Source organism: Paraburkholderia franconis (assembly GCF_009362735.1).
In the GTDB taxonomy this organism is placed as follows: domain Bacteria; phylum Pseudomonadota; class Gammaproteobacteria; order Burkholderiales; family Burkholderiaceae; genus Paraburkholderia; species Paraburkholderia franconis.
Genome location: NZ_WHNP01000010.1, coordinates 108,966 through 133,335 on the forward strand (window position 1 = coordinate 108,966; position 24,370 = coordinate 133,335).

The following is a 24,370-nucleotide window of genomic DNA, read 5'->3' on the forward strand; positions in this document are numbered from 1 at the left end:
TGATCAAATCTCCTTGATCGTGATGTCGTACTTGTCGAGCATTTGCTTACGCTTTTGGATGTACGTCCGGTTCTTCCGCGTGGCGATCGACTTGACGTCCTCGACTACCTGCTTGCCAGTCTCGACGTCGAAATAGACGAAGTCGGCGACGTACTTCGATGCGCGCTCCCAAGTGCCGTCGTCTCGCCGCTTGCGCTCGGTCAGGATGAACGGCACTTGCAATCGCAGATCGCGGATCTTCCCGGCCGCCTGCAACTGGATCAGGTGAAACCAGCGCGAGCGCTCTTTCTCGCTGTCGAATTTGATGCTGTCGTGATAGCACCGCTTGTTTCGATACTTCGTCGGCTTCGCTGGCTTTGCCATGCCGAGCGACGGTGCGGCGAACGCATCGTCGGCGTCGACGTCGTCGAGCGCGCTCGTCTGCGGCGGCACGCCGGTCTTCTCGTAGATGCGGCGCTGCGCAGTGGTCATTGGCGGCGGACGCGAGTCGTCGCGTACGCGCGCGGTGCCGACCATCGTCGTTCCGTCCGGGACCACCATCGGCCAGTTGGTGCGCTTCGTCATTGCTGGCCCACCCATTTCCAGTAAGGCGAACGACTGCGAGTCGAGTCCGACGGGCGGATGTTCCCCGCCTTGCGCTCGCGCTGGACGATTCGATCCGCGCCGCGGTACGCGACCTCGTCGAGCGGGCCGCAAGCCATGTGGCTCGCAATCTCAGTTGCCAGCGCGAATGCGGTGAATGTGTGGCGCCGCTTCATCAGGTCGACCACCGCGTTCTGCACTGCCTCTGGAATTTCGATGCCCTTAACCTTCATGCTGGTTTCTCGCTGTCCACGTAGTTGCGCAGTTCGCGCCGTTGAATCTCTGCTGCCACATCGCCGTGCTTCTGGCGTACTGCCTCGATCAGTTCCTTCGCTTCCCGGTTGCTGCCGCTGCGCGCCGCTCGCACAGACACTCTGAATCGATCCCAGCACTCAGAACGGGATGTCTCGGTCATCGATCGAAAGCAGTTGCGTACGCACCATCCGGTCGACCGCGCGCAGATCCGTCGCCGCCAGCACGTAAAACTCCGCTCCGACTCGTTCGCGCGCGAGTCGCTCGGCCTCCGCGATGGCGCTCTCGCGCGATTCATCGCGATACTTCGGCGGTGTCACCCCACTTGGGGACCATACGAGCCAGAAGGCCTTTCCCGTCGCGCTCATTCCCTGTTCTCCATCTTTTCGAGTGCGGCACGAACGCGCGCCGCGATGGCGGGCACCGGCTCTTCGTCTGAGAACGAAATGCCCATTTCCTTCGCCTTTGCCTTGATGCCGCTAGCCGACTTGTCCCAATCGCCCGTCGCGCGCGTGCCGTCAGGGTTGCGCTTGATCGTCATGCGACCCTTCACGTCGCCGTACCCCTTCGGCGAGATCAGGTAGTCGAAGCCTGCGTGCGGTGGCAGATCGACCTTGTCGCGCACGGCCGGGAAATACCGCTTCCACGCTTCAGGGTCGGCTGCCAGCTTCCCGAGAAACGCGCGTATCGCGCCGGCGCGCGCCTCGACAAAGACCGCTTCGTCGATGGTGCCGACTCGCTCCCCGAACGCCCCGTTGAAGGCGCGGATCACGGCAAGTTCGGCATCGCTGTATGCGGTCTGAAATTCGTCCATCCATCCGCCGCCGTTCAGCCACGTGGCTGCGTGCGGGATGAACTGGGGGTTTTGCCACTGCTCCGAAGTCTTGGCCCGCTCCAGACCTGCCATCAGGTCGTTGAAGAGCTGCTCGTCCGGGTTGCGTTTGGCGAACGCCTTTTCGGCTTTGTCCTTGGATCGCTTCTTCGGGTATGCCGCCCAAAAAATCTCGAAGCGATCGCGGAGCGAGCGCGAAAGGTTTTCTTTTGGAGTTGTCTTTTGGTTATTTCTTTTGGGGTTGTCTTTTGTGGTTATCGTTTCGATAACACCATCGTTATCGATTTGAGAACCCTCGTTTATCGTTTCGATAACACTGCTGTTATCGTTTTGATAACCCCACAGCTGCGTTACATCCACTTTCGCTTTGCCGGTCCACTGTGCGTATGCCTTATTCACAGCCAGGCACGCCGCGTACTTGCCCGGCGTGCGCAGCAGAACGCGCATTTCGACCAGCTCGTCGATCGCCGTCGAAACGTTCGGCGGCAGCACGCCTGTCTTGTCGTGGAACTGCGACAGGCTAATCTCGTCCGACTTCTTGTTGTAGCCGTACGTCTGGCGGCACAGCACCAGCATGATCTTGTAGTGGCGCTTCCCAAGATTCGCCAGCGCGAGCGCCTCCAGAATGCCGTGCGCAATGCGCGTGAAGCCGTCCTCGACCTGCACGGTGCGTGGGTGCTCGGGCAAATGGATAACGTCGGCGAGCGCCATGTCAGATCGTCGCTGGCAGTCCAAGGGTTTCGTTATCGGCCCCGGTCGCTGCGCACTTCTGCGAGCCGCGCACCTTCAACTCGCCGTCCCTCAGCAGCTCGAATACGCGACCGCAAACGCTCGACAGACGAAGATTCGTGCGATCCGCGATCTCCTGCCGCGTCAACGTCATGAACGGGCTATGAAACAGGTTCAGGATCATCTCCTTCTGGGTGCAGCGCTTGGCGCCAGTCATCGAGTCGTAACCGGCAAGCTGGGTGCGTGTGGCTCTCATGTGGTTCACTCCGCCATACCGCGCAGCCGCGCGGAAATGTTGAACAGGACCTGCGCGTGCTTGAAGATGCGCTGCTCGACCCGGTCGACCTCCGTCAGCTCGACACGACCATCCTCGAGCGTCTTGCAGATCTCCTGGCCAACGTCGCCATGAGTCGCCCATGCCTCGCCCATCAGCTCGACGATCGCGGCGTCATTGCAGTTGCCGACATCAGGCACCTTGACGAGCGCATAACCGCGCTCGCGTGCCCACGCCTCAAGGATTCGGTCATCGTCCGTCATTGCCGTCACGTCGATGGCGTTCTTAAGCGTCAGATGATGCGTATCGGTGTTGGGGTTGGCCTTGTTGCGAAGAACCTGCGCCGACATGCCGATCCTCGGGGCAAGCGACTCGCATCCGCCTGGGTAGTCATGCACAACAGCGTGCGCGGTATCGAGAATGTTCACGTCTTCTCCAAACAAACGTGTTTTCACGCACAGAGGACTACTAAAGTCCGTCCAATAATCATGAAAACGGGAGGATGCAATTGGGTAAGAACTTGACGGCTACCTTGCGCGGCCACCCGGAATTTGCCGCGCCAGTTACGTCTTTGCTGCTGCTGGCTGCGCTGCAACCGCTTTTAGTGCCTCAAACGACTGCGTCAACTCTTCGCGCGCCGTTTTCAGTTCATCGGGATGACGCAGCCCGCGAACAACGATCGCGCACAGCGTCTCCCGGATCTGCTTCAGCTCGGATGCAGTGAGCGCCATGTCAGGCCGCCGCCTTGACCGGATCGTAGAAGCGGATGAAACCCTTCGCCGGTTCGTTGCGCATCGGCTGATTGAGAAACACGCGCGACGACAGCGTTTCGCTGTCGCCCTCTTCGACATGGAGCGCATCCGGATTCTCTTTGCGGATCAGCTCGGTGACAGCGTCGACGCCGCCGTATTTGCCAGCGTTGCGGAGCATTTCTTGATGGTGCGGAAGGTGCATTCAAACTCCTTGATTCAGAAAACGATGGAAGTTCTCGCTCGCCTCAAAATCGTTGGCCCCTACGCCAACCTTCTACGAACGGAGAACTCTTTTGGAAGAACAAGCCTTTTCACCGGCCTTAATGGGCCGTGCCCTTCAACTCGAAGTGCTGCCGGGAGGTTGCGGACGCGTACGAGAGTGCCAAGGACGTCGACATCCAGGGCTGGGCGAGCGCAGCGTCGGACCGCGTTCCCGTCCTGCGCTACCTCGAAGAGCACGGTTTGGTGAGCGTTACCTGGGCCCGGGCAATGACCCCAACGCCGATCCCGCTTCGCGCAACGGCCACCGTCAAAGGGCTCGACTTCCTTGCCGATGACGGCGGCCTTTCTGCAACCCTTGGGACCGTGACGATCAAGCTTCATGAAGACACCATTAAGTCTCTTATCGAATCGAAGATCATGGAGTCCGTAGACTCTGCTGATAGGCCTCGATTTGTTGCTGCGCTTCGATCGCTGCCCGCCGACGCCACAAAACACCTAACGATGAAGCTATTGGACTTGGCGCTTTCTCATGCGTCGGACGCACTTCACGCAATACGAACGGCGCTTCACCTGACTTGATCCACTCGTCGTTACGCTCGAAACGCCCCCATCCGACGCTCGGACCAAGCTCAACCCAGAATTCTTTAAGGTCGTTTTCGATGGCGGCGTTTTCGATGACCATGTGTCCGTTGTGGAACACGATTGCCTTGAATTTCAGGTTGACCATATCAAGCAGCCTCCCGTGTCATCGAGTTGCGCAGATACGCCCAATCGACGCTTGCCGCGAGATCTTCGCAGCGCACGACGCCGCCGCTCTCGCGATCGATGTTGATGCAAAGCGACTCGCCCAACTGCTGGCCGGCGCTGATCGCCTTGCGCAGATAGCCGATCGTCGTCCCGCACCGAGCCGCAAAGTCGCGCTGCGCTTCCGTACTCAGTGAGTTGAGGTATGCGAGTAGCTTGTCCATGACCAAACTTTACCCGTGGGTAAAATAACAGTCAATACCCGTAGGGAATTTACCTGTGAGTATTAACCGGCTTAAATCGGCTTATGGATAAATATGAGAGAAGGCGTCTGCGGCTCATCGAGATCCGCGATGCACTATGCAACGGCGCAACGTCAGCACTGGCCAAACGAATCGGAAAGTCCGATTCCTACGTCAGCCGGATGCTTTGGCCTGAAGGTCGAGAAGGACGAAAGCGGATCGGCGAGGATATGGTCGACATGATCGACAACGCATTCGGTTGGTCACCGGGTTCGTTCGAATCCGAGACGCCGATCCGCGACCTATGGGATTTAGGCCCAAATGTCAAATCGGGAAGCACACCCAGAAAAAGAGGCCAAATCGGCGAATCAATTACGAAACCATTGCATAATACTGACAAGAGGAAGGCGTCAAATGGGGCGAGCTTGCGAGACGGCCGCTCATCGGTGAGTGCCAGGCCAATATTGGCTTGGGATGACGCCTCAGAACTTGGCGAAGAGTACGTCTTGATACCGCGACTTGAAGTAAAAGCATCTGCGGGCAATGGCCGCGTCGCTTGGCATGTGGATGAAAAAGGACAGAAGCAGGCTTTCCGCAAGGCATGGTGTACACGCCTTGGAATAAAGCCGGAGCAGGCCGCAACTATCGTTGCTGAGGGGTCTAGCATGGAGCCGCGCGTCAGAGACGGCGACTCCCTCGTGGTCGACTACCGCGCGACGGATCTCATCTCTGGGAAAGTCTACGTACTCTCGTTTCAGGGCGAGGTCTATGTAAAGCGCGTCTTTAAGAAGCCCAATGGCGGCTTAACCATCCGATCGGACAATCCGGACAAGGCTATGTACCCGGATATGGACATCGACCCGAACGATTTTCCGAACCTGCAAATCATCGCGCTCGTCGTTGCTGTCAGCGGCGCGATCTAAACCAGCTCATCACAACAAAAACCGGGGAATCTTCAATGAGGACGTTGGGGTGGCTTTTGCTTCTGGGCGCCGCGATCGGCCTGCTTGTGTCGTTCAGCATGGACGTAACGGTCGCATCGCCGTTTGATGGCACGAGAGTCACAAATTTCGGCCTGATCTCCCAACGCAACTCCATCCAGATGGTTTCTGGCTTTGCTGCGTTGTGCGCGGTCCTTCTGATCACACTGAGCGGGCGGCGCAGCTCCACGTCAGAGGCGCCGGGAGATCGAATCGCCTGTCCCGCATGCGCAGAGCCGATCCTCCGGGCCGCCAAGATCTGCAAGCATTGCCACACTGAGATCGGCACGGCGGACAGGCCGCCTGAAATCCAGCCTAGCAACCACGACGTTGTTAATGTTCCCGTGGCCAGCAACGCAGACCTGCGCTTTGTCGTTGGCATCGTAATCGTCGCCGCAATCGTGGCTGTCGCGATGAAGCTCGGACTCACCTGACGGCGGTACCAGCTGCGTGCGGTTGCTGCGCAAGTAGTTAACACCTGCCCCGCCTCCAGCGGGGCCGCAGCGCGGGCGGTCCTTTAGACCCGCGTCTCGCAAAGCGACGATCGTGCGTCCAAATCAAATCCCGATCCAATCAAGATGAGCTCTTTAGAACAAGACGATCAGATTGCTGACACAGACGGCGCCATTGCAAACCTTTATATCAGCGACCTGGCGAAAACCGCCTAGCACCCGGACGCCGGACGCAGTGAAGCCCCGCCCCGTGCGGGGCTTTTTCATTTGTACGCGAAAAAGAGCCGCGAGCTAGTCGCGGCCAAAATACACGCGCCAGGCGGCCCTCTGCCCGGCTAACAAAGCTTACATGTTTGCTTAAGTAGCGCAATCGGGTGCTTGGTCTGACGATTTCGTGAGACCGGTCGCGCTCGGATACCAAAAATTTTCCAACTATTCACCATTCTGTGGCGGCAGCAACAGCGCGACCTTTTATTCCTTAATGTTTTACCCATAGGTATTGACACACAATTTTACCCCTGGGTAATATTCGTCTCACGCACTCACCGAGTGCCCTGCAAGAACGAACAGCTTTGAGTGGGAGCGTCTCAAGACGGCGCGGCGTCTCTAAATAGCCCGTACAGGTCTCCGAACGTGGGCACACCGAGACGCTCCCTCTGAAAGCTGTTGCGCAATCCAAACTGCTACGGAGCACGACGTGAACCGTGTCGCTTTCGATAACGAGCTGCTCGCCGCGTGTGAGCGAACCCACGCAGTAACTGCACTTCTCGCTTTCCTGACGTTCATCGGTATCGGTTGCGTCTGGTTCCTCTGCGTGGCGATCCCGGCAGGTGCACTGTGGAAGTGATCAAGATCTGGGCCGGCGCCGCCGCCGTCGTCGCAATCTATCTGCTCATGTGCGCATCTTCTGAGCAACACGCGGCTGAAATTGAGCGCTGCAGCGTAGTGCGCTGCACCTGATCACGCAAAGGCTTATCGATGGATGCAAAGCTGATGTTCTGTTTAGCAATCCTATGCGCTTTGCTTATCGGCGTTGCACTTGGCTTCATGTTTGGCGGCATGGGTCGCGCTCCGAGGGCGAGGAGCGACGACGCAGGTGAGCACGAGTCCGATGCGCCCTACCGGCGCTTTGATGAATAACCGCAGTCCTTCACACACGGAGTCAACCAATGAAGAAGGCTTTTACGCAGACCCTCATGGAGTTGCGCGGGGGCGCAGTCGTCGAAGAGGCGACGAACGAACTGAACACGCTGGTCGCGATGGTTCGTGACACCGGCAAGGCCGGAAAGATCACGATTACCGTCGAGGTGAAGCCGTTCGCCAAGGTGCAGGACGCGCTCGAGGTGACCGGCAAGGTCGTCGCGACGCTGCCGCGCGAGAAGGAAACCGCGGAGGTGTTCTTCCCGACCGTCGAAAACAACCTCTCGCGTCATAGCGAGCGTCAAACCGAACTGCCTGGTATCTCGCTGGCGGACAGCAGCCCCCGCGTCGCGCTCGGCTAAGCGCGCAGCAATTCCCTCTACCACCAAAACCAAAACGGACAAGACATGCTCAAGGATTTCCAAGGCGAACGTGACGTCGCCGCAGTTCTCGCCGCAGGCACCTCGCTCGCCGGCACACAGAAAAGCCCGCTGCAGGACGGCAAACCGTTCGTGATCGTGCCGGAAGGCTACAAGGCCCAAATCGTCGACGAAGTGTTCAACAACCCGGCGCGTGCCAGCGGCCTCGTGAAGCTCCGCGACGCGAACAGCTTCGTCGCCTACTTCAACCGCCAGAAGCGTCCCGAGAGCCTGATCTATGCGTCGCTCGACCCGGCGAAGATCCTCGGCGTGATCGACGATCACCGCGCATACAGCGCCGTCGGCGCTGATCACGATGGTTCGAACTGGCGCGGCTATCGCGTCGAGTTCGCAGTGCCGGCCTCGCGCGAATGGAAGGTGTGGACGGGCAAGGATCGCAAGGCGCTCAACCAGCTCGAATTCGCCGAACTGATCGAAGACAACCTGCCGGACATCGTAACGCCCGACGGCTCGACGATGCTGAGCGTCGCGCTCAATTTCGAAGCCAGCAAGGAAGGCAACTTCGTGTCGGCCGCTCGCCTGCAGGACGGCAGCACGAACTTTGTCTGGAAGGAAGACGTGAACGCGACCGGCAACAAGATCGCGATGCCGTCGCAGATCACGCTCGAAATCCCTGTGTTCGAAAACGGCCAGCCGTCGCCGGTCGACGCCCGCATCAAGTACCGCGTCAAAGACGGCGCTCTGACCATCTGGTACGAGCTGGTGCGCCCGCACAAGGTGCTCGAAGCCGCGTTCCGCTCGATCTGGTCGCAAATCGAAGAGCAGACGGCGACGACGATCCTGCTGGGTTCCCCCGAGTAACTGCGAGTGCGGCGGCTCCCCCGAGCCAGCGCTTTGTGGGCGCAGTACCGGCCCACTCTTTTTGGATACCTGACATGCGCTTTTTCATTGTTGGCGACATCTGTCTCGAAGAAGTGATCGGCGAGCCGGTTGAGTTCGCAGAAGCGCCGGGCGAGATCTACGCGGTGCACCGCCCGCATCTTGGTGCGACTGACGCAACCTGCTATTGGCACGTGTCTCACGTTGAGACAGGCGTGCGCCTTGGGATGGGCGATTCGATCAACTTCGCTATCGACAATGCACGTCGCACGCTGGCAAGCAAAACTCCGGTGCAAATTGCCGAGGCTCTGGATGCTGCGCGCGTTCGTACGCAAGAAGCGAAAAAGCGCCTTCCGATTGGTCCTTTGGTTGGCGGGATCGCCATGAGGGCGGAGTGATGAAAGAACGTCTGATCCTCTTCAGCGGCCCGATGGTGCGTGCGCTGCTCGATGGCCGCAAGACACAAACGCGTCGCATCGTGAAGCCGACCGGCGCACATCACATCTTCCAGTTCCGAGGAACGGAAGAAGCGCGCGGCGCCGACGAACCAACCGGCGAATGGGCGTGGTGCCGCGCAGAGCGCGTCGTCAGCGAACACATTCGCTGCCCCCACGGCAAGCCTGGCGACCGTCTGTGGGTGCGCGAGACCTGGGCGCAACCGACGACGCTCGACCCAGGACCGACCGTCTATCGCGCCGACTACCCGGCCTGCGTGCCGGCCGGCTTCGAGAACGTGCCAGCGGCCGAAGCCATCACGTGGAAGCCATCGATACACATGCCGCGCGCGCTGTCCCGCCTCACGCTCGAAGTGACCGGCGTGCGTGTCGAGCGCCTGCAGGACATCAGCCGCGCCGATGCAGTCGCCGAAGGCTTGATCAAGCTGCCAGCGACCGGCCGTTACGTAGTGAACCGTGGCGACCAGTACTTCGGCGGCGCAAGTCACGACTCGCGCGAGGTGTATGCCGATCTGTGGGACCGACTCAACGCAGCGCGCGGCTTCGGTTGGGAAAAGAACCCGTGGGTCTGGGTCGTCGAATTCAAACTCGTCACGCTCGAAAGTGAATGATGCTGTCGCTAAGCGCTTCGAATGAGTTCAGGAACTTGCCACCGGTGCTCCATGTACTTCGCGGCAAGCCACGCCTCGTTTTCACTTTCGTACGGCTTCTCGCCGTATGCGTATTCCGTGAAGTCCGCACCGGTATCGACATGAGTTACCACCGCAAGGCGAGGCCAGTAAACGCCTTCTTTTTTGAAGGTTTCAGCTGTGATGACGCGATGTGTCACCTTCGGGAAACCTGCCATGACTAGTTCCTCGTTCGATTGCGTGAACAAGATGCTATCACCTGCGCGATGCTCGCGCGCTCGGAAACCCGTGCTACTCGCAGTCTCGGCGACCGTGACTGCTGCGTGTCTGTCCGTAATGGCGGGCTGGCAGCGAGGCGGATTCGTCGCAGAGCGGGTGCTCTGGATAGCCGTCGGCGTCGTGCTGGTTGTCGCCGCTCACCTGCTCCCTGCCCTGATCCGTTCGCATGGCTGGCGTATCCGTATTGTCGGCGCCCTGCTCTGGATCGGCTGCATGGCGGCTACCTGCTACGGTCACGCGGTCTTTTTCCTCCTGGCTCAGAAGCATGCTGGCGAGGTCCGCGCGGCAGCAGTACCGGCAGTGGTCACGACCGGCCGCAGTCTCGCAGTAATCGCCGCTGACCGCGCGACCGTCGTATCGCGACTGGCCCGCGCGACCGAACGCCACTGCACCGAGCCCTGCTCCAGTCTGCGGATCGAGCGCGCAACCCTCGCCGCGCGACTGGAAGCGATCAATGCCGAAGCGGCCGAGGCGAAGCGTCAGGAAGCCGCGCAGGACCGCGCCGACGCCGCGCGCGCCGCTGCCGTCACCGATCCCGTGATCGGCACGCTGACCGCGTTCGGCATCCCGTCCGGTCGCGTCGATCTGCTCGCCGGTCTCGCTTTCGCGGCAGTACTCGAAGCAGTCGCGTGCTTTTGCTGGTTGCTCGCGCTGCGCCCTGTCGAATCGCTCAAACCCAATACTGGCGCGGCAGTAACGCCAGTCACGGAACCGAGTAACGCCGTTACCGAGCCAGAGAGCGCGCCCGCGACGACCGTCGACGACGTCACCCGCGTGGCGGCAGCGGTCGCGGCGGGACGACTGCGCGGCACGGTCACGGAGATCCGGAAGTACCTCGGATGTTCGCAGTCACGAGCTGCCGCAGTCAGGAAGCAAATCAACGAACCGGCGGTACCGGCACTCAACCAATAAGCGCAAACAAATGAAACGCGATCTGAACAGTCTCCCGCTGGACCTTGGCAGCGAACTCATCGTCGACAACTTTGCTGGCGGTGGTGGTGCAAGCACTGGCATCGAACGCGCCTTCGGGCGCGCGATCGACATCGCGATTAACCATGATGGTGAAGCGCTTGCGATGCACACGGCCAACCACCCAACGACTGCTCACTACACCGAAGACGTTTTCGCTGTGCACCCTGGGTTCGTGACCGGTCAACAGCCGATTGGGCTGGCGTGGTTTAGCCCGGACTGCAAGCACCATAGCAAGGCGAAGGGCGGGAAGCCGCGCGAGCAGAAGATTCGCGGTCTCGCATGGGTCACGCTGAAATGGGCCACGTTTCAGGCTCCGCGCTGCATCGCGCTCGAGAATGTCGAAGAGTTTCTGGACTGGGGCCCGCTCGACGATGAAGGTCGTCCGATCAAGGCAGAGAAGGGGCGCACGTTCCGCGCGTTCATCGACGCACTGACGACGGGCCTCGCGGCTGATCATCCTGACGTGCAGGAGATCTTCGAGACGCTCGGCGCCGATTTCCCGATGGAGCGCCTGCGCACAGGACTGGGCTACAAGGCTGAATGGCGCGTGCTTCGCGCATGCGATTTCGGTGCTCCGACGATCCGCAAGCGCCTTTACTTCTTTGCGCGTCGGGACGGCCTGCCCATCGTCTGGCCGGTGCCGACGCATGGCGATCCGAAGAGCGAGGCGGTGAAGTCAGGCAAGCTGCAGCCGTGGCGCACCGCAGCCGAATGCATCGACTGGTCGATCCCGTGCCCGTCGATCTTCGAGCGCGGCCGCCCGCTGAAGGATGCGACACTGCGGCGTATCGCGAAGGGCATCATGAAGTTCGTCGTGAACAGCGCCGAGCCCTTCATCGTTTCGTATTACACCGCTGATGATCGATTCCGTGGCGCAACTTTGAATGAACCGCTCGGCACGGCGACCACCGCAAACCGCTTCGCCGTCGTCGCGCCGACGCTGATGCACGTCACGCATCACGGCGGCGATCGCGCCGCGCATGTCGACGTGCCGCTCGCCACAGTCACAGGCGCAAATCGCGGAGAACAGGCACTTGTGTCGGCAACGCTGATCCAGACCGGCTATGGCGAGCGCGAAGGGCAGGAGCCGTGCGTGCCCGGCCTCGACAAGCCGCTCGGTACTGCCGTCGCAGGTGGCGTCAAGCATGCGGTAGTTTCGGCGTTCCTCGCCAAGCATTACGGCGGCGTTGTTGGAACTGGCGTCGGTGGCCCGACAGGGACTGTCACCACCACTGATCACCACTCCGTTGTGACAGCGCAACTCGTCGGCTGTGGCGGACGTGCGGGCCAGTCACGCCCACGTGACGCTAGCGAGCCGATCGCCACCATCACCGCGAAAGCTGACACGACAGTCGTCACATCGCATCTGGTCAAGCTTCGCAATAACCAGTTCGGCCAGGATATGGGCGATCCCATGCCGACCCTCACGGCCGGTGGCGGCCACGTCGGAGAAGTCCGCGCGTTCCTGATCAAGTACTACGGCAACGACAAGGACGGCCAGAGCCTGCTGCAGCCGCTGGGCACGATCCCGACTCATGACCGGTTCGGCCTGGTGACGATCCACGGCGAGGACTATGTGATCGTCGACATCGGTATGCGGATGCTCACCCCGCGCGAGCTGGCGCGAGCCCAAGGCTTCCCCGATTCGTATGTGCTCGACCCGCTGCACAACGGTAAGCCACTCTCGAAATCAGCACAGGTTCGCATGATCGGCAACAGCGTCTGTCCAGACGTCGCCGACGCACTGATCACCGCGAACTTCGCACACGAAAAGCAGCTGGTCGGCGTTGCCGCCTGATCTGATTTAACCGCAAGGACAACGGCAATGAGCGATACAACGAAGCGCGGCACCAGTGCGTGCACAAGGAGAGACGCGATGAACTGCCTACAAAGCGTCAATTCGACGTTCCGCGTCGAAACGAGCCTCTTCGATCGCCTGCTCCTGACTCATCGCAGGCGCATCATGGCTTCTCCAGTAGATGGGCGGCTTGGTCATCGTGTACGCCCAGTCCCACCTCCCGTCCTTCTGTTCGGTCAGGTAAACGCTGTAGTTGACCTCCTTGTACGTGAAATTGTGGCTTGCCATGAAGGTCTCGCTCGGGGGTTTTCGAGGGATCCTAGCGTGAAGGAACGCCCTATCCTTTTCAGCAGCGCGGGGTCGCCCGCAGCCGCCAACAGCGCTACATCTGGCAGCTTAAAGTCCCACGTCGCCAGCTTGGGCACGCTCGACTGCATAGACGACAGCAGTATGAATGGCGTCATCCCGACTGCTGAATTTTTGGGGAAGCTTGTGCCTCATCGCCTGCACGAATGTATGGGCCCGATCACTCTTGCGCTCAAACAAAACCGAAGGCTCCCATACCCCTGGAGCGGACTCAAACGCCGTGCAATGCACGATGTATTCGCCTTCCTCGATAACGGTGCAATTCGTCATAGCAAGCTCCGCCGTCACTTTCAAGGAATCGTAGCATGACCGCAGTCATCAGCCCTTGCGGCACATATCGCTACCTGCTGACGCGCGCCGCCGAATCGATGGCGCCTATGCGATCAACAGCGCTGTTCGTCATGCTCAATCCGAGCACGGCGGACGCGACGCTCGACGACCCGACGATTCGCCGTTGCCGTGGCTTCGCGAAGCTGTGGGACTGCAACGGCCTCGCCGTGGCGAACCTCTACGCGCTGCGTTCAACCGATCCGGCCGGGCTATGGTCGCATCCTGACCCGATCGGCCCGGACAACGACGACTATCTATGGAACTTCGCGCGCGAATGCGGCGACGTCGTGTGCGCGTGGGAATCGAATGCCAAGCCTGAGCGCGCCGCTCGTGTCGCCAGCATCTTGACCGACGCAGGCGCGCGCCTCTGGTGTCTCGGCATGACAAAGGACGGTTCGCCCCGTCACCCGCTTTATGTGCGTTCCGATCAGCCGCTGATCGAATGGCACCCAGTCGCGGCAGCCACAGAGAAGGGGTCCTAAAAGTGATTGCTTTCGATCACCTGCGTACAGCTCTAGCCGGGAAAACCGGTGTTGATAGCATCTCGCGCCCTCTGTTCGCCATCTCGAATTACAGATTGGAGATCGACGAAGGTATCACCCTCGTTGATTTGATACGTGAGGTAGCTTTCATAAACCGGCGATCCGTCCAGCCTGGTGATGGTCGCTCGCGCCACGTAGCCCTCGATCTCACTGGGCGAGCCAGGTCGATACTCTGGTCGAGCGTCGACGACAACTCGATACGGCGGTGCATCAATCTCCCGGTGCAACGGCGACGACATGATGCTCTCCTACGCCCGAACCTATCCGTTGCCTACCTCGGTCCCTTCGACTCCGAGGGATACGATCTTAAGAATGTATTCCACGGCCTCGGTCTCGGAAAGACCGCCTTTAAGAAGCGGCTCGACGCTTATGTGCTGTGGCGGGAGAAGACCTCCCTGCCTGCCGGGTGGAGGCTGGACCATGATCGATGCTTCGGCTTTTGCCGCTATCAGCATCACGACAATCTGATGACCGTGCACCACATTTCTCTTGTTCGGGGCCGTCATGACAGTCTCCAAAATCATTGTGGAGAAATCGTAGCACGCGGCCTAAGCGCCGTTCTGGTCGCACCATTGAATCGCCCAACGCTGCGCCGCTTCGATAGCATCCGCGTCGGAGGGGTAATCGCCGAGGTCACCCGAATACTTCACTTCTACGGCTTCACCGCCTGCTGGGTCGCGCCGACAAATCTTCGCGCGGGCGTAGTAGCGACCGCCTTCATCGAGAGGCGACGCGTCGATATGAAACTCCTTGTAGTCGAATCGCATGCTCAGCTCCGAAAAGATCCACTACTCGTCACGCTGGACAAGTTGCGGGCGCCCAGTTGCGTCTGGACCGGTGTTCACCAGCTTGTTCCGGTAGTCGCAGCCAGGGCAAATGAAAAAAAATCCGTCCTCGTCGATCCGGGCTTCCACCTGATCGAAGTCAAAACGTGCATTGCAGTTTCGGCAAGTCCACATGGCTGTCTCCGTCGCCGTGCAGAACATTCATTAAATCTAGCATGACCGAAGCAGCACAACGAGTAATCGAAACAACGGGAAAACACTGGGGTATCACATGGACATCGCGAAGGGAAAACGCGTAAGCGCGACCGAGGCGGCGCAGATCCTCGGCGTGCCTCGATACGCGATCAGCCGGATCGACCGGGCCGGCGAGATCATCCAGCGCTACAAACTCGGTCACAAAACGCACGTCTACGAACTCGAATCGCTTTATAAATTCCTCGCGTCATGCCAATCGAAACCATTACAAAAGCCGGCCGCCGTCGCTACCGCTGGACGTTCGAACGCGTCATCGAGGGGACTCGCATTCGAAAAACCAAAATTCTCCCTCCGGGAATTTCTGCCAAAGCAGCAGACGAACTAGCGCGCAAGTGGGAGAGCGAGCAATACGAGATCGCCGCGGGCGCGCGCAAGCCTGTCGTGACCATCGGCGAGTGCGTGATGGCGCACTTTGCCGACAAGAGCAGCGGCTGGAAGGATGCCAAGAAGCGAATGCAGATCCTCGAAAAGTGGGCGCCGGAATTTGCCGAGCAGGACGCGCTTGATCTGCACGAGTGGTCGAAGTCGTTCGTTGGGTATCTGCGCGCCGCGACCGACCATCGCGGCGTCGCAAAGCATCCGCTGACAGACGGCGCGATCCGAAACGTCCTCGCGTACATTCGCGCTGCCATCAAATACGCGCATAAGGTCGGGAGGCTTGAAACGGACCAGACCGCGCGCATGGTTATTCCAGGCGTCAACAATGAGCGCCACCATTACCCGCAGCGCCGCGAGATGCTGGAGATCGCTCGCGCGTGTGAAGACCGTCAGGTCCGAGCTGCTATCCGCATCGCGTTCTACTCAGGCATGCGCCGCGGCGAGATCCTGCGTGCCAAGGTGACGCGGAGTGGCTACTCGCTCGACGACTCGAAGAATGGCCGGCCGCGCATCATCCCAATCCACCCGCGCATCGCCGTGCTCGCCCGCCGCGTGCGGTTCACGATACCTGTCTGGAAGTTCGAGGACGGCTGGCAGGCAGCCCGCGTCGCAGCAGGGTATCCGACCACGAAGTTTCACGATCTACGGCACGGCGCCGCGTCGGAAATGATCAACGCCGGCATCGATCTGTTCACGGTTGGCGGGGTGCTCGGCCACAAATCAACGGTGTCAACGAAGCGCTATTCGCACCTGGTAACTGACCGCCTGGCAGACGCCGTCGCCCGGATCGGGCAGAAGAGGTAAGAGATCGGAATCAGTTTTCGGGCAGAAAAACCCACACCCCTGATTTAGTGGCTACCCGATGGAATTTGCGGGAGCCTTATGGGACTTGGTGGGCCGGGTGGGATTCGAACCCACGATGTCCTTTCGGAGGCGGATTATGAGTCCGCTGCCTGCAACCAGCACGGCGTCCGGCCCAACGATGCTTCACGACGGAAGCAGGAGGGGACCAACAAAAAGACCCGGTCTGAAGGCCGGGCCTGTTCGTTGATTGGCCGACATACTACACGAAAAAAGGGCTTCCGTGATCGCTTCGCTGAACAAAGCGATCGGGAAGCCCCATGCGCAGATCGGGTCAACGAGCAGCCAACGACGGACCTCGATCAGTTGCCTTCGAGGAACGACTTCAGCTTGTCCGAGCGGCTCGGGTGACGCAGCTTGCGCAGCGCCTTCGCCTCGATCTGCCGGATACGCTCACGCGTCACGTCGAACTGCTTGCCGACTTCTTCCAGCGTATGGTCGGTGCTCATTTCGATGCCGAAACGCATGCGCAGCACCTTCGCTTCACGCGGCGTCAGCGAATCGAGCACGTCCTTCACGACATCGCGCATGCTCGCGTGCAGTGCGGCATCCGACGGCGCGACCGTGTTCGTGTCCTCGATGAAATCGCCGAGATGCGAATCGTCGTCGTCGCCGATGGGCGTTTCCATCGAGATCGGCTCTTTCGCAATCTTCATGATCTTGCGGATCTTGTCTTCCGGCATCTCCATCTTCTCGGCGAGCGTCGCCGGATCCGGCTCGAGGCCCGTTTCCTGCAGAATCTGACGCGAGATACGGTTCATCTTGTTGATCGTTTCGATCATGTGAACCGGAATACGGATCGTGCGCGCCTGGTCCGCGATCGAGCGCGTGATGGCCTGGCGGATCCACCACGTCGCGTACGTCGAGAACTTGTAGCCGCGGCGATATTCGAACTTGTCCACCGCCTTCATCAGGCCAATGTTGCCTTCCTGGATCAGGTCGAGGAACTGCAGGCCACGGTTCGTGTACTTCTTCGCGATCGAGATCACGAGACGCAGGTTCGCCTCCGTCATCTCGCGCTTCGCCTGACGCGCCTTCAGTTCGCCCGCCGCCATCTGGCGATTGGTTTCCTTCAGGTCCTTCAGCGGCAGCACGACGCGCGCCTGCAAGTCCAGCAGACGCTGCTGCTGTTCGCGGATCGCGGGCACGTTACGCGACAGTATCGCGCTGTACGAGTGGTTCTCGGCGACGATCTTGTCGGCCCATTCGAGGTCCGTCTCGTTGCCCGGGAAACGCGCGATGAACTCGGCACGCGGCATGCCGCACTTGTCGACCACCGTATGCAGGATCTGACGCTCGACCTGGCGCACTTCGTCCACCTGCGCGCGCAGCGTGTCGCACAGACGCTCGACGGTACGCGCGGTGAAGCGGATCATCATCAGCTCGTCCTGAATGGTTTCCTGCGCCTTCAGGTAGGACTTCGACTTGTAGCCCTCCTTCTCGAACGCGCGGCGCATCTTGTCGAACCATTCGCTGATCAGCGCAAATTTTTCGAGCGACAGACGCTTCAGTTCCTCGAGCTGGGCGGCGTTGGCCGTCGCTTGCGCGGTGCCGTCGTCGTCTTCCTCTTCTTCGTCCTCGTCTTCTTCCGCTTCCTGGTCTTCGTTCTCGATCGCTTCGGCTTCCTGTTCGGAGAAGCCGTCCGCGTCTTCCGCGTTCGCGTCGATCAGGCCGTCGACGAGCTCGTCGATGCGGATCTCTTCGTTCGCGACACGCTCGGCCATCGCGAGAATATCGGCGATCGTGGTCGGGCACGCGGAGATGGCCATCACCATGTGCTTCAAGCCGTCTTCGATGCGCTTTGCGATTTCGATTTCGCCTTCGCGCGTGAGCAGCTCGACGGTGCCCATCTCGCGCATGTACATGCGCACCGGGTCGGTCGTGCGGCCGAACTCGGAGTCGACGGTGGAAAGCGCGACTTCCGCTTCCTCTTCCACTTCATCGTCCGACGAAGCGTTGGGCGCGTTATCGTTCAGCAGCAGCGTTTCGGCATCGGGCGCCTGCTCGTAGACGGCGACACCCATGTCGTTGAACGTGCTGATGATGCCTTCGATCGCCTCGGTTTCTGTGAAGTTGTCCGGGAGGTGGTCGTTGATCTCGCCATAGGTCAGGAAGCCGCGCTCCTTGCCGAGCTTGATCAGCGCGCGCAGCTTCGAGCGACGCTCTTCAAGCTCCTCGACGGTACCAGGCTGCGAAGACGCGAACGCGTCCTTGAGCAGCGCTTTTTCCTTTGCGCGGCGGTCGCGTGCCTTGGCCTTTTCGCCTTTGCCCTGAGCGGGGGTTGCAGCTTCTTCGCTCTGGGTTGCGTCGTCATCGACGGATACTTCGTTCAGCTTTTTCGTCATGGAGTTCGCCATACCGGCTGTAGTCTCGACTGCCGGCTGCTGGACAACAGCCGGTTGAACCGTGGATACCAAAGACTCGCGGGGAGCCGCATCGTCCTGCGCGACATCCGCTTCCCTTTCGCTTCTGACTCCTTGCCGCTTCGCAACCGACGCCACCGACTTCGATGTCACCGATGCCGCTCTCGCGGCTGAAGAGGTCGAGGCTTTCTTCCGGGCTATTGGCGTGACGGTTTCGGCAGACGCCTTTCTGGCGGAAGAAGCCGGCCTGGCTGCGCTGACCCTGGTGGTCTTTTTCGGCTCCTCCGAGCCTTTGCCTGTCGCCCTTTTTCCGCCTGTAGTCTTTACCATTGCAATCGCCTTTTATCGCCTTTGCCTGGAAAACAAAACCGCTGAGAACCTTTTATTATAGCACCCGGGTTTCAGCCCTTCCCTTTCACTGTCCGAGCTGACGCTTCATGTCAGCGCGCTTTTTCATCAGTTCCGTCAATTCCGAAAACTCCTCGGGGGTGTGCCTCGACTGACGCGACAATTGATCCAGCCGCTCGCAATACGCGTCATAGCGCATCTTCAGAATAGCGGCTTTCAATTCCTCACCGGCAAGGCGCTCGTGCTCACGCCGCTCTTCGGCGACCGTCGCGTCCTCGGGATTCTTCAACAGCAAATCCCGGACGTTTTCATCATAGTCCAGAATTTCGCGGAAGATTTCCTCGAAGGTGGGGGCGTTGGCCCCGTTTCGCAACAGATCGGACAACAACTGAAATTCCGCCGTGTCGCCCAGCCCGCGTGCGTGCGTCGTCACTTCCTCGAACAGTTCGCCGTGCCGCGTGACCTGTAGCAGCGCCTGCTCTTCTTCTTCGTCGAGCGCCGCGACGATGCGCGGATGCATCACCAGATTCCGCAGCGCACGCTGCTCGATGCCCGTGACGCTGCGGCGATCTTTGCGGGCAGGCGCGCTGCGTGCTACGGCCGCGATCCGCGCATCGACTTCGCATAGCGCGGCCACTTCCTCGAACGGCACGTCGAGCCGGTCCGCGAACATATGCATGATCTGCGCGCGCAAAGCATTTGCGGGCAGCATCTGCAAGAGCGGCTTCGCGTCGAAAAGCGCCCGCGCGCGTCCTTCGGGCTGATCCAGCTCTTTGCCCGCCAGCACTTCATTCAGCAGGAATTGCGACAGCGGCATGGCGCGGCGCACTTGTTCCGCGAAGGCGTCGGCGCCGAATTCGCGGACGTAGCTGTCGGGGTCGTGCTCGGCCGGCAGGAACAGGAAGCGGATCGTGCGGTTGTCGGCGGCATGCGGAAGACATGCGTCGAGCGCGCGGCGCGCGGCGCGGCGGCCCGCCGAATCGCCGTCGAAACTGAACACAACCGTATCCGTCTGGCGCATCAGTTTCTGCACATGAATCGGCGTGCAGGCCGTGCCCAGCGTCGCGACGGCGTTCTCGAAACTCAGTTGCGCGAGCGCAACCACGTCCATATAACCTTCGACGACCAGCACGTATCCCTGTTCACGGACCGCGAGCCGCGCCTCGAACAGGCCATACAGCTCGCTGCCTTTGTTAAATAAAGGCGTTTCCGGCGAATTCAAATACTTGGGCTCGCCGCCGTCGAGCACGCGTCCGCCAAAGCCGATCACCTGGCCTTTCACGTTGCGAATCGGGAACATCACGCGCTCGCGGAAGCGGTCGTAACGCCGGTTCTGTCCCTGAGCATCCGATTTCTCGCTGACGATCACGAGGCCCGCCTCGACGAGGGCATCGTCCCGATAGTTGGGGAATGCCGCTTCGAGGTTCTGCCAGCCATCTGGCGCGTAGCCGAGACCGAAGCGTTTCGCGATTTCTCCCGTCAGACCACGCTTCTTGAGGTACTGGATCGCGTTCGGCGCGCCGCGCAGCTGTGTGCGGTAGTAGTCGTTGGCCGTCTGCATCACGTCGGTCAGCGCCGTCGTCACGGCCTTCGATACGGCGGGCGCGTAGCCTTCGCCTCCGGAGCCACCTCCCGAGCCGCCGCGCATCGGCGCGGGCTCCTGCGGCACGGTCAGACCGACGGATTGGGCCAGCTCGTTGACGGCTTCGGGAAACGACAGCCCGGCGTGCTCCATCAGAAAGCCGATGGCCGTGCCGTGCGCGCCGCAGCCGAAGCAGTGATAGAACTGCTTAGTCGGACTAACGGTGAACGAAGGGCTCTTTTCGTTGTGAAACGGACAGAGTCCCATGAAGTTCGCGCCGCCCTTTTTCAGCTGCACATACCGGCCGACCACGTCGACGATATCGACGCGGTTCAGCAGGTCTTGCAGGAAGGAATGCGGAATCACAGTGGAGACGCGGCCTTAAAAGGAGTGAGGCACTGGGGTAAGGCACCGGCGCGAGACATGCCCGCCGTGCGCGCAGCCGCGAGACAGCAAGCACGCACGGCGAAAACCGATGACCGGCTTATTTCGACAGCGCGGCCTTGACCTGCGCGGACACGGCCGTCATGTCGGCGCGGCCGGCGAGCTTCGGCTTCAGCACGCCCATCACCTTGCCCATGTCCTGCGGACCGGCGGCGCCGACCTGCGCGACGGCCGCCTGCACTTCGGCGGCGATTTCCGCGTCCGACAGTTGCTCGGGCATATAGGCGCTCAGCACGGCCAGTTCGGCCCGCTCCTTTTCGACGAGATCGGTGCGGCCGGCCGTTTCGAACTGGGCAATCGAGTCCTTGCGCTGCTTGATCATCTTGTCGATGACGGCCGTTACGCCGGCGTCGTCCAGTTCCACGCGATCGTCGACTTCACGCTGCTTAATGGCAGCGAGCAGCAGCCGGATCGTGCCGAGGCGCTCGGTTTCGCGCGCGCGCATCGCTGCTTTCATGTCGTCGTTGATTCGGACCTTGAGACTCATCGTTCACCTGAATGCGTGGAGTTAAAAAAAGCGGGTGAAGACGCAGTGCAGAGCGCAAAAACCCGCTTGGGATCGTTCCTCAAGCGGGTTAGTACCCGGGCTGGAACCCGGGCTGGTCCAGATACGCAGTGAATCCGCTGAATTCTTGCGTCTGGATGCGGCCTTACGGAACTCTGACCGAAGCGGCCCGGGGCCGTTTGGGACCGTTCGAGGCCGGTTGCCGCAGCGCCGGCACGCCTGCGCGCCGTCACCTTGTGTGAGCCGCTGCTTTCGCGGAAACATCGGGCGAGAGCCGCGACTTCACGTTGAATCAGTAAAACTTCTTGGGCAATTGCTGGCTGCGCAGGCGCTTGAAGTGGCGCTTCACCGCAGCCGCCTTTTTCCGCTTGCGCTCGGACGTCGGCTTTTCGTAAAACTCGCGCGCACGTAGTTCGGTCAGCAGGCCGTTCTTTTCGATCGTGCGCTTGAAGCGGCGCATCGCGACTTCAAAAGGCTCGTTTTCTTTTACGCGGATAGTCGTCATCTTTCAATAACGGAGCTTGGCAAAGAAGCGAAAGTATAGCAGGTGTTTCGCACAATCGTATGATGGTGTCAAGCCCTTATTTTGCGACTGCCTGGCCATGCGTTCCGACGTACTCGGCGGCCGCCTGGCCTGCCGCCACGCCTGATGCCCAGGCCCACTGGAAGTTGTAGCCGCCGAGCCAGCCCGTCACATCGACGGCCTCGCCGATGAAGTACAGACCGGGCACGCGCGCGCTCATCATCGTCGCCGACGACAACTCTCGCGTGTCGATGCCGCCGCGCGTCACCTCGGCTTTCTTGTACCCTTCGGTGCCGTTCGGCGTGACCGTCCAGCGCGACAGCGCCTCGCCGACCCGCCGCAGCGCCTTGTCGGACAGATCGGCAAGACGCGCTTCGGCGGGCACGCCGTGCGTTTGCAGCCAGACGTGTGCGAGGCGCGTCGGGACCCATTCGGCGAGCAGATTCGCGATCTGGCGCTTCGTCGCGCTTTTCGCCTCCAGCAGCGCAGCGACGGCATCCTGCGCGGGCAGCAGGTTGATGTGCACAGGCTCGCCTGGCTGCCAATAGCTCGAAATCTGCAGCACGCCGGGACCGGACAGACCGCGATGCGTAAGCAGCAGGTCTTCGACGAACTCGCCGCCCGACTTCTTCGCGCCCGTCGCCAGATGCACTTCCAGCGACACGCCCGAAAGTTCCGAAAACGGCTGCCAGTCGGCGGGAGCAAACGTGAGCGGCACCAGAGCCGGCCGCGTGTCGATCAGCTTGTGTCCGAACTGCTTCGCGAGACGATAGGCGAAATCCGTCGCGCCGATCTTCGGAATCGACAGCCCGCCCGTCGCGACGACGAGCGTGCGGGCGCGGATCGGACCGGCGCGCGTTTCCAGCGTGAAGCCTTCGGAATCGGCATGGCGCACCTGCTCGACGGCGAGCGGCCGGCGCCACGCGATATTGCCGGCGTCGCATTCGCTCTTGAGCACGTCGATGACGGCATCGCTCGACTGGTCGCAGAACAGCTGGCCCTTGTGCTTTTCGTGCCACGTCACGCGATATTGCTTGAGCAGCGCCATGAAATCGCGCGGCGTGTAGCGCGCCAGCGCGGAACGGCAGAAATGCGGATTCGCCGATAGATAATTTGCGGGCCCGGCATATAGATTCGTGAAGTTGCAGCGGCCGCCGCCCGAGATGCGGATTTTTTCGGCGAGCCGCGACGCGTGGTCGATCAGCACGACGCGACGGCCGAGTTGCCCCGCCACCGATGCGCACATCATGCCCGCCGCGCCCGCGCCGATTACGGCGATATCGAAGGATTCCATGGGGCTGCATTGTACCGGCGCGACGGGCGGCTTCGGCGCCGCAACGCCCGCGCTGCTATACTCTCAGGTTCCTTTTTTGATGTTTCGGGCGCTCTTTCCAGACGCCCCGATCGGCGTTCGAATCATGCTCGTTCTCGGCATAGAAAGCTCCTGCGACGAAACCGGCCTCGCGCTCTACGACACCGAACGCGGCCTGCTCGCACACGCGCTGCATTCACAGATCGCGATGCATCGCGAATACGGCGGCGTGGTGCCGGAGCTGGCGTCGCGCGATCATATCCGGCGCGCGCTGCCGCTGCTCGAAGAAGTGCTGGAGCGCTCGGGCGCCGCGTGCGGCGACATCGACGCGATCGCCTACACGCAGGGCCCGGGTCTTGCGGGCGCGCTGCTGGTCGGCGCAAGCATCGCCAATTCGCTCGCGATGGCGTGGAACAAGCCGACCATCGGCATTCATCACCTGGAAGGGCATTTGCTGTCGCCGCTGCTGGTCGACGCGCCGCCGCCGTTTCCGTTCGTCGCGCTGCTCGTGTCGGGCGGCCACACGCAGTTGATGCGCGTCACCGACGTGGGCGTCTACGAGACGCTCGGCGAGACGCTCGACGACGCCGCCGGCGAAGCCTTCGACAAAACCGCGAAGCTGCTCGGCCTCGGCTATCCGGGCGGACCGGAAGTGTCGCGGCTCGCGGAATTCGGCACGCCGGGCGCTGTCGTGCTGCCGCGTCCGATGCTCCATTCCGGCGACCTCGACTTCAGCTTCAGCGGACTGAAGACGGCCGTGCTGACGCACGTGAAGAAGCTCGGCAGCAATGTGTGCGAACAGGCCAAGGCCGATCTCGCGCGCGGCTTCGTCGACGCAGCCGTCGACGTGCTGGCCTCGAAGTCGCTCGCCGCGCTGAAGAAAACGAAGCTCAAGCGTCTCGTGGTGGCGGGCGGCGTCGGCGCGAACCGGCAGTTGCGCGAGGCGCTGTCCGCCGCGGCGAAGAAGCGCGGCTTCGACGTGCATTACCCTGACCTGTCGCTGTGCACCGACAACGGCGCGATGATCGCGCTCGCGGGCGCGCTGCGGCTGCAACGCTGGCCCGCGCAGGCCGCCAATGACTACGCGTTCACCGTGAAGCCGCGCTGGGACCTGTCGTCGCTGGCGCGCTAAGGCGCTTTTCTCGCGACGCCGACAACGGCGTCGCCGCCGCGCAGCGCACAA

Annotated in this window: 37 protein-coding genes and 1 tRNA gene; 13 read left to right on the forward strand and 25 right to left on the reverse strand. The window is 61.1% G+C overall.

What is annotated here, in order from left to right:
- Window positions 1-3: 3 nt before the first annotated feature.
- The 11 genes from GCT13_RS13385 to GCT13_RS13430 all read right to left on the reverse strand — a co-directional run bounded on the left by GCT13_RS13385 (window position 4) and on the right by GCT13_RS13430 (window position 4,611).
- Window positions 4-564, reverse strand: coding sequence for a DUF1064 domain-containing protein (locus GCT13_RS13385; RefSeq protein WP_227746818.1), 561 nt, complete (start codon window positions 562-564; stop codon window positions 4-6).
- Window positions 561-815: a hypothetical protein gene (locus GCT13_RS13390; RefSeq protein ID WP_152758671.1), complete on the reverse strand. Its 255-nt coding sequence runs from the start codon at window positions 813-815 to the stop codon at window positions 561-563. The genes GCT13_RS13385 and GCT13_RS13390 overlap by 4 nt, the downstream gene beginning before the upstream one ends.
- Window positions 812-955: a hypothetical protein gene (locus GCT13_RS13395; RefSeq protein ID WP_321574334.1), complete on the reverse strand. Its 144-nt coding sequence runs from the start codon at window positions 953-955 to the stop codon at window positions 812-814. The genes GCT13_RS13390 and GCT13_RS13395 overlap by 4 nt, the downstream gene beginning before the upstream one ends.
- Before the next feature lie 19 nt (window positions 956-974).
- Window positions 975-1,202, reverse strand: a complete 228-nt coding sequence (locus GCT13_RS13400) for a hypothetical protein (protein ID WP_152758675.1) — start codon at window positions 1,200-1,202, stop codon at window positions 975-977.
- Complete coding sequence (locus GCT13_RS13405) at window positions 1,199-2,377, reverse strand: replication protein (protein WP_152758677.1); 1,179 nt, start codon at window positions 2,375-2,377, stop codon at window positions 1,199-1,201. Before GCT13_RS13405 ends, GCT13_RS13400 begins: the two co-directional genes overlap by 4 nt.
- A gap of 1 nt (window position 2,378) precedes the next feature.
- Window positions 2,379-2,651, reverse strand: coding sequence for a hypothetical protein (locus tag GCT13_RS13410; RefSeq protein ID WP_152758679.1), 273 nt, complete (start codon window positions 2,649-2,651; stop codon window positions 2,379-2,381).
- A gap of 5 nt (window positions 2,652-2,656) precedes the next feature.
- Complete coding sequence (locus GCT13_RS13415) at window positions 2,657-3,097, reverse strand: phage regulatory CII family protein (protein ID WP_321574335.1); 441 nt, start codon at window positions 3,095-3,097, stop codon at window positions 2,657-2,659.
- 135 nt (window positions 3,098-3,232) lie between these two features.
- On the reverse strand, window positions 3,233-3,400 hold the full coding sequence (locus tag GCT13_RS48310; RefSeq protein ID WP_193727651.1) for a hypothetical protein: 168 nt from the start codon (window positions 3,398-3,400) through the stop codon (window positions 3,233-3,235).
- 1 nt (window position 3,401) lies between these two features.
- Entirely contained in the window at window positions 3,402-3,599 is a 198-nt protein-coding gene (locus GCT13_RS13420; protein WP_152758681.1) for a hypothetical protein, read from the reverse strand.
- 459 nt (window positions 3,600-4,058) lie between these two features.
- Window positions 4,059-4,370 carry a hypothetical protein gene (locus GCT13_RS13425; RefSeq protein WP_152758683.1) on the reverse strand — a complete coding sequence of 104 codons (312 nt, stop codon included), beginning with the start codon at window positions 4,368-4,370 and terminating at the stop codon, window positions 4,059-4,061.
- Between the two features lies 1 nt (window position 4,371).
- Window positions 4,372-4,611, reverse strand: coding sequence for a transcriptional regulator (locus tag GCT13_RS13430; protein ID WP_152758685.1), 240 nt, complete (start codon window positions 4,609-4,611; stop codon window positions 4,372-4,374).
- Window positions 4,612-4,694: 83 nt separating this feature from the next.
- On the opposite strand from GCT13_RS13430, the gene GCT13_RS13435 reads away from it, so the two are divergent.
- The 7 genes from GCT13_RS13435 to GCT13_RS13460 all read left to right on the forward strand — a co-directional run bounded on the left by GCT13_RS13435 (window position 4,695) and on the right by GCT13_RS13460 (window position 9,526).
- Window positions 4,695-5,552 (forward strand): S24 family peptidase, encoded by an 858-nt coding sequence (locus GCT13_RS13435; protein WP_152758687.1) that lies wholly within the window; start codon window positions 4,695-4,697, stop codon window positions 5,550-5,552.
- 56 nt (window positions 5,553-5,608) lie between these two features.
- The gene (locus tag GCT13_RS13440; RefSeq protein WP_152758689.1) at window positions 5,609-6,043 is read left to right on the forward strand and encodes a hypothetical protein; all 435 of its coding nucleotides are present in this window, start codon (window positions 5,609-5,611) and stop codon (window positions 6,041-6,043) included.
- A 715-nt stretch (window positions 6,044-6,758) separates the two neighbouring features.
- Entirely contained in the window at window positions 6,759-6,908 is a 150-nt protein-coding gene (locus tag GCT13_RS48315; protein WP_193727659.1) for a hypothetical protein, read from the forward strand.
- Between the two features lie 322 nt (window positions 6,909-7,230).
- Window positions 7,231-7,563 carry a hypothetical protein gene (locus GCT13_RS13445; RefSeq protein WP_152758691.1) on the forward strand — a complete coding sequence of 111 codons (333 nt, stop codon included), beginning with the start codon at window positions 7,231-7,233 and terminating at the stop codon, window positions 7,561-7,563.
- Window positions 7,564-7,608: 45 nt separating this feature from the next.
- On the forward strand, window positions 7,609-8,442 hold the full coding sequence (locus tag GCT13_RS13450) for a YfdQ family protein (protein ID WP_152758693.1): 834 nt from the start codon (window positions 7,609-7,611) through the stop codon (window positions 8,440-8,442).
- A gap of 74 nt (window positions 8,443-8,516) precedes the next feature.
- The gene (locus tag GCT13_RS13455) at window positions 8,517-8,858 is read left to right on the forward strand and encodes a hypothetical protein (RefSeq protein WP_152758695.1); all 342 of its coding nucleotides are present in this window, start codon (window positions 8,517-8,519) and stop codon (window positions 8,856-8,858) included.
- Window positions 8,858-9,526 (forward strand): hypothetical protein, encoded by a 669-nt coding sequence (locus GCT13_RS13460; RefSeq protein WP_152758697.1) that lies wholly within the window; start codon window positions 8,858-8,860, stop codon window positions 9,524-9,526. The genes GCT13_RS13455 and GCT13_RS13460 overlap by 1 nt, the downstream gene beginning before the upstream one ends.
- A gap of 8 nt (window positions 9,527-9,534) precedes the next feature.
- Here GCT13_RS13460 and GCT13_RS13465 read toward each other — a convergent pair whose 3' ends face one another.
- Window positions 9,535-9,762: a hypothetical protein gene (locus GCT13_RS13465; RefSeq protein ID WP_152758699.1), complete on the reverse strand. Its 228-nt coding sequence runs from the start codon at window positions 9,760-9,762 to the stop codon at window positions 9,535-9,537.
- 31 nt (window positions 9,763-9,793) lie between these two features.
- On the opposite strand from GCT13_RS13465, the gene GCT13_RS13470 reads away from it, so the two are divergent.
- Complete coding sequence (locus tag GCT13_RS13470) at window positions 9,794-10,735, forward strand: hypothetical protein (protein WP_152758897.1); 942 nt, start codon at window positions 9,794-9,796, stop codon at window positions 10,733-10,735.
- On the opposite strand, the gene GCT13_RS50835 is transcribed toward GCT13_RS13470, so the two are convergent.
- Window positions 10,725-10,958 carry a hypothetical protein gene (locus GCT13_RS50835; RefSeq protein WP_321574338.1) on the reverse strand — a complete coding sequence of 78 codons (234 nt, stop codon included), beginning with the start codon at window positions 10,956-10,958 and terminating at the stop codon, window positions 10,725-10,727. The two genes, GCT13_RS13470 and GCT13_RS50835, sit on opposite strands and share 11 nt — an antisense overlap.
- A 9-nt stretch (window positions 10,959-10,967) precedes the next feature.
- Between GCT13_RS50835 and GCT13_RS13475 the strand changes: the two genes are divergently transcribed.
- Entirely contained in the window at window positions 10,968-12,593 is a 1,626-nt protein-coding gene (locus GCT13_RS13475) for a DNA cytosine methyltransferase (protein WP_321574339.1), read from the forward strand.
- A gap of 87 nt (window positions 12,594-12,680) precedes the next feature.
- Here the strand turns inward: GCT13_RS13475 and GCT13_RS13480 are convergent, their stop codons facing one another.
- Together GCT13_RS13480 and GCT13_RS13485 are read right to left on the reverse strand one after the other, a co-directional pair.
- Window positions 12,681-12,881 (reverse strand): hypothetical protein, encoded by a 201-nt coding sequence (locus GCT13_RS13480; protein WP_152758703.1) that lies wholly within the window; start codon window positions 12,879-12,881, stop codon window positions 12,681-12,683.
- A 108-nt stretch (window positions 12,882-12,989) separates the two neighbouring features.
- Entirely contained in the window at window positions 12,990-13,229 is a 240-nt protein-coding gene (locus GCT13_RS13485; RefSeq protein ID WP_152758705.1) for a hypothetical protein, read from the reverse strand.
- Window positions 13,230-13,264: 35 nt separating this feature from the next.
- Between GCT13_RS13485 and GCT13_RS13490 the strand changes: the two genes are divergently transcribed.
- Window positions 13,265-13,771, forward strand: coding sequence for a DUF1643 domain-containing protein (locus GCT13_RS13490; protein WP_152758707.1), 507 nt, complete (start codon window positions 13,265-13,267; stop codon window positions 13,769-13,771).
- 32 nt (window positions 13,772-13,803) lie between these two features.
- Here the strand turns inward: GCT13_RS13490 and GCT13_RS13495 are convergent, their stop codons facing one another.
- The 4 genes from GCT13_RS13495 to GCT13_RS13510 form a co-directional block, all read right to left on the reverse strand.
- Window positions 13,804-14,070, reverse strand: a complete 267-nt coding sequence (locus GCT13_RS13495; RefSeq protein ID WP_152758709.1) for a hypothetical protein — start codon at window positions 14,068-14,070, stop codon at window positions 13,804-13,806.
- A 21-nt stretch (window positions 14,071-14,091) separates the two neighbouring features.
- Window positions 14,092-14,337 carry a hypothetical protein gene (locus tag GCT13_RS13500; protein ID WP_152758711.1) on the reverse strand — a complete coding sequence of 82 codons (246 nt, stop codon included), beginning with the start codon at window positions 14,335-14,337 and terminating at the stop codon, window positions 14,092-14,094.
- 42 nt (window positions 14,338-14,379) lie between these two features.
- Window positions 14,380-14,598, reverse strand: coding sequence for a hypothetical protein (locus tag GCT13_RS13505; protein WP_152758713.1), 219 nt, complete (start codon window positions 14,596-14,598; stop codon window positions 14,380-14,382).
- Window positions 14,599-14,755: 157 nt separating this feature from the next.
- Window positions 14,756-15,022 carry a hypothetical protein gene (locus GCT13_RS13510; protein ID WP_152758715.1) on the reverse strand — a complete coding sequence of 89 codons (267 nt, stop codon included), beginning with the start codon at window positions 15,020-15,022 and terminating at the stop codon, window positions 14,756-14,758.
- 38 nt (window positions 15,023-15,060) lie between these two features.
- Between GCT13_RS13510 and GCT13_RS13515 the strand changes: the two genes are divergently transcribed.
- Window positions 15,061-16,053: a tyrosine-type recombinase/integrase gene (locus GCT13_RS13515; RefSeq protein ID WP_152758717.1), complete on the forward strand. Its 993-nt coding sequence runs from the start codon at window positions 15,061-15,063 to the stop codon at window positions 16,051-16,053.
- 86 nt (window positions 16,054-16,139) lie between these two features.
- On the opposite strand, the gene GCT13_RS13520 is transcribed toward GCT13_RS13515, so the two are convergent.
- Together GCT13_RS13520 and rpoD are read right to left on the reverse strand one after the other, a co-directional pair.
- Window positions 16,140-16,227 (reverse strand) — tRNA-Ile (locus tag GCT13_RS13520).
- Between the two features lie 185 nt (window positions 16,228-16,412).
- Window positions 16,413-18,455, reverse strand: a complete 2,043-nt coding sequence (gene rpoD, locus GCT13_RS13525; RefSeq protein ID WP_321574340.1) for an RNA polymerase sigma factor RpoD — start codon at window positions 18,453-18,455, stop codon at window positions 16,413-16,415.
- A 61-nt stretch (window positions 18,456-18,516) separates the two neighbouring features.
- On the opposite strand from rpoD, the gene GCT13_RS50840 reads away from it, so the two are divergent.
- On the forward strand, window positions 18,517-18,864 hold the full coding sequence (locus GCT13_RS50840; RefSeq protein ID WP_321574341.1) for a hypothetical protein: 348 nt from the start codon (window positions 18,517-18,519) through the stop codon (window positions 18,862-18,864).
- A gap of 24 nt (window positions 18,865-18,888) precedes the next feature.
- On the opposite strand, the gene dnaG is transcribed toward GCT13_RS50840, so the two are convergent.
- The 4 genes from dnaG to GCT13_RS13545 form a co-directional block, all read right to left on the reverse strand.
- Window positions 18,889-20,769: a DNA primase gene (dnaG, locus tag GCT13_RS13530; protein ID WP_321574342.1), complete on the reverse strand. Its 1,881-nt coding sequence runs from the start codon at window positions 20,767-20,769 to the stop codon at window positions 18,889-18,891.
- Window positions 20,770-20,887: 118 nt separating this feature from the next.
- Window positions 20,888-21,334 (reverse strand): GatB/YqeY domain-containing protein, encoded by a 447-nt coding sequence (locus GCT13_RS13535; RefSeq protein WP_152758721.1) that lies wholly within the window; start codon window positions 21,332-21,334, stop codon window positions 20,888-20,890.
- Between the two features lie 310 nt (window positions 21,335-21,644).
- On the reverse strand, window positions 21,645-21,857 hold the full coding sequence (rpsU, locus tag GCT13_RS13540; RefSeq protein WP_012403240.1) for a 30S ribosomal protein S21: 213 nt from the start codon (window positions 21,855-21,857) through the stop codon (window positions 21,645-21,647).
- Window positions 21,858-21,933: 76 nt separating this feature from the next.
- The gene (locus GCT13_RS13545) at window positions 21,934-23,169 is read right to left on the reverse strand and encodes a BaiN/RdsA family NAD(P)/FAD-dependent oxidoreductase (protein WP_152758723.1); all 1,236 of its coding nucleotides are present in this window, start codon (window positions 23,167-23,169) and stop codon (window positions 21,934-21,936) included.
- A gap of 124 nt (window positions 23,170-23,293) precedes the next feature.
- On the opposite strand from GCT13_RS13545, the gene tsaD reads away from it, so the two are divergent.
- On the forward strand, window positions 23,294-24,319 hold the full coding sequence (tsaD, locus tag GCT13_RS13550; protein ID WP_152758726.1) for a tRNA (adenosine(37)-N6)-threonylcarbamoyltransferase complex transferase subunit TsaD: 1,026 nt from the start codon (window positions 23,294-23,296) through the stop codon (window positions 24,317-24,319).
- The last annotated feature ends 51 nt before the right edge of the window (window positions 24,320-24,370 follow it).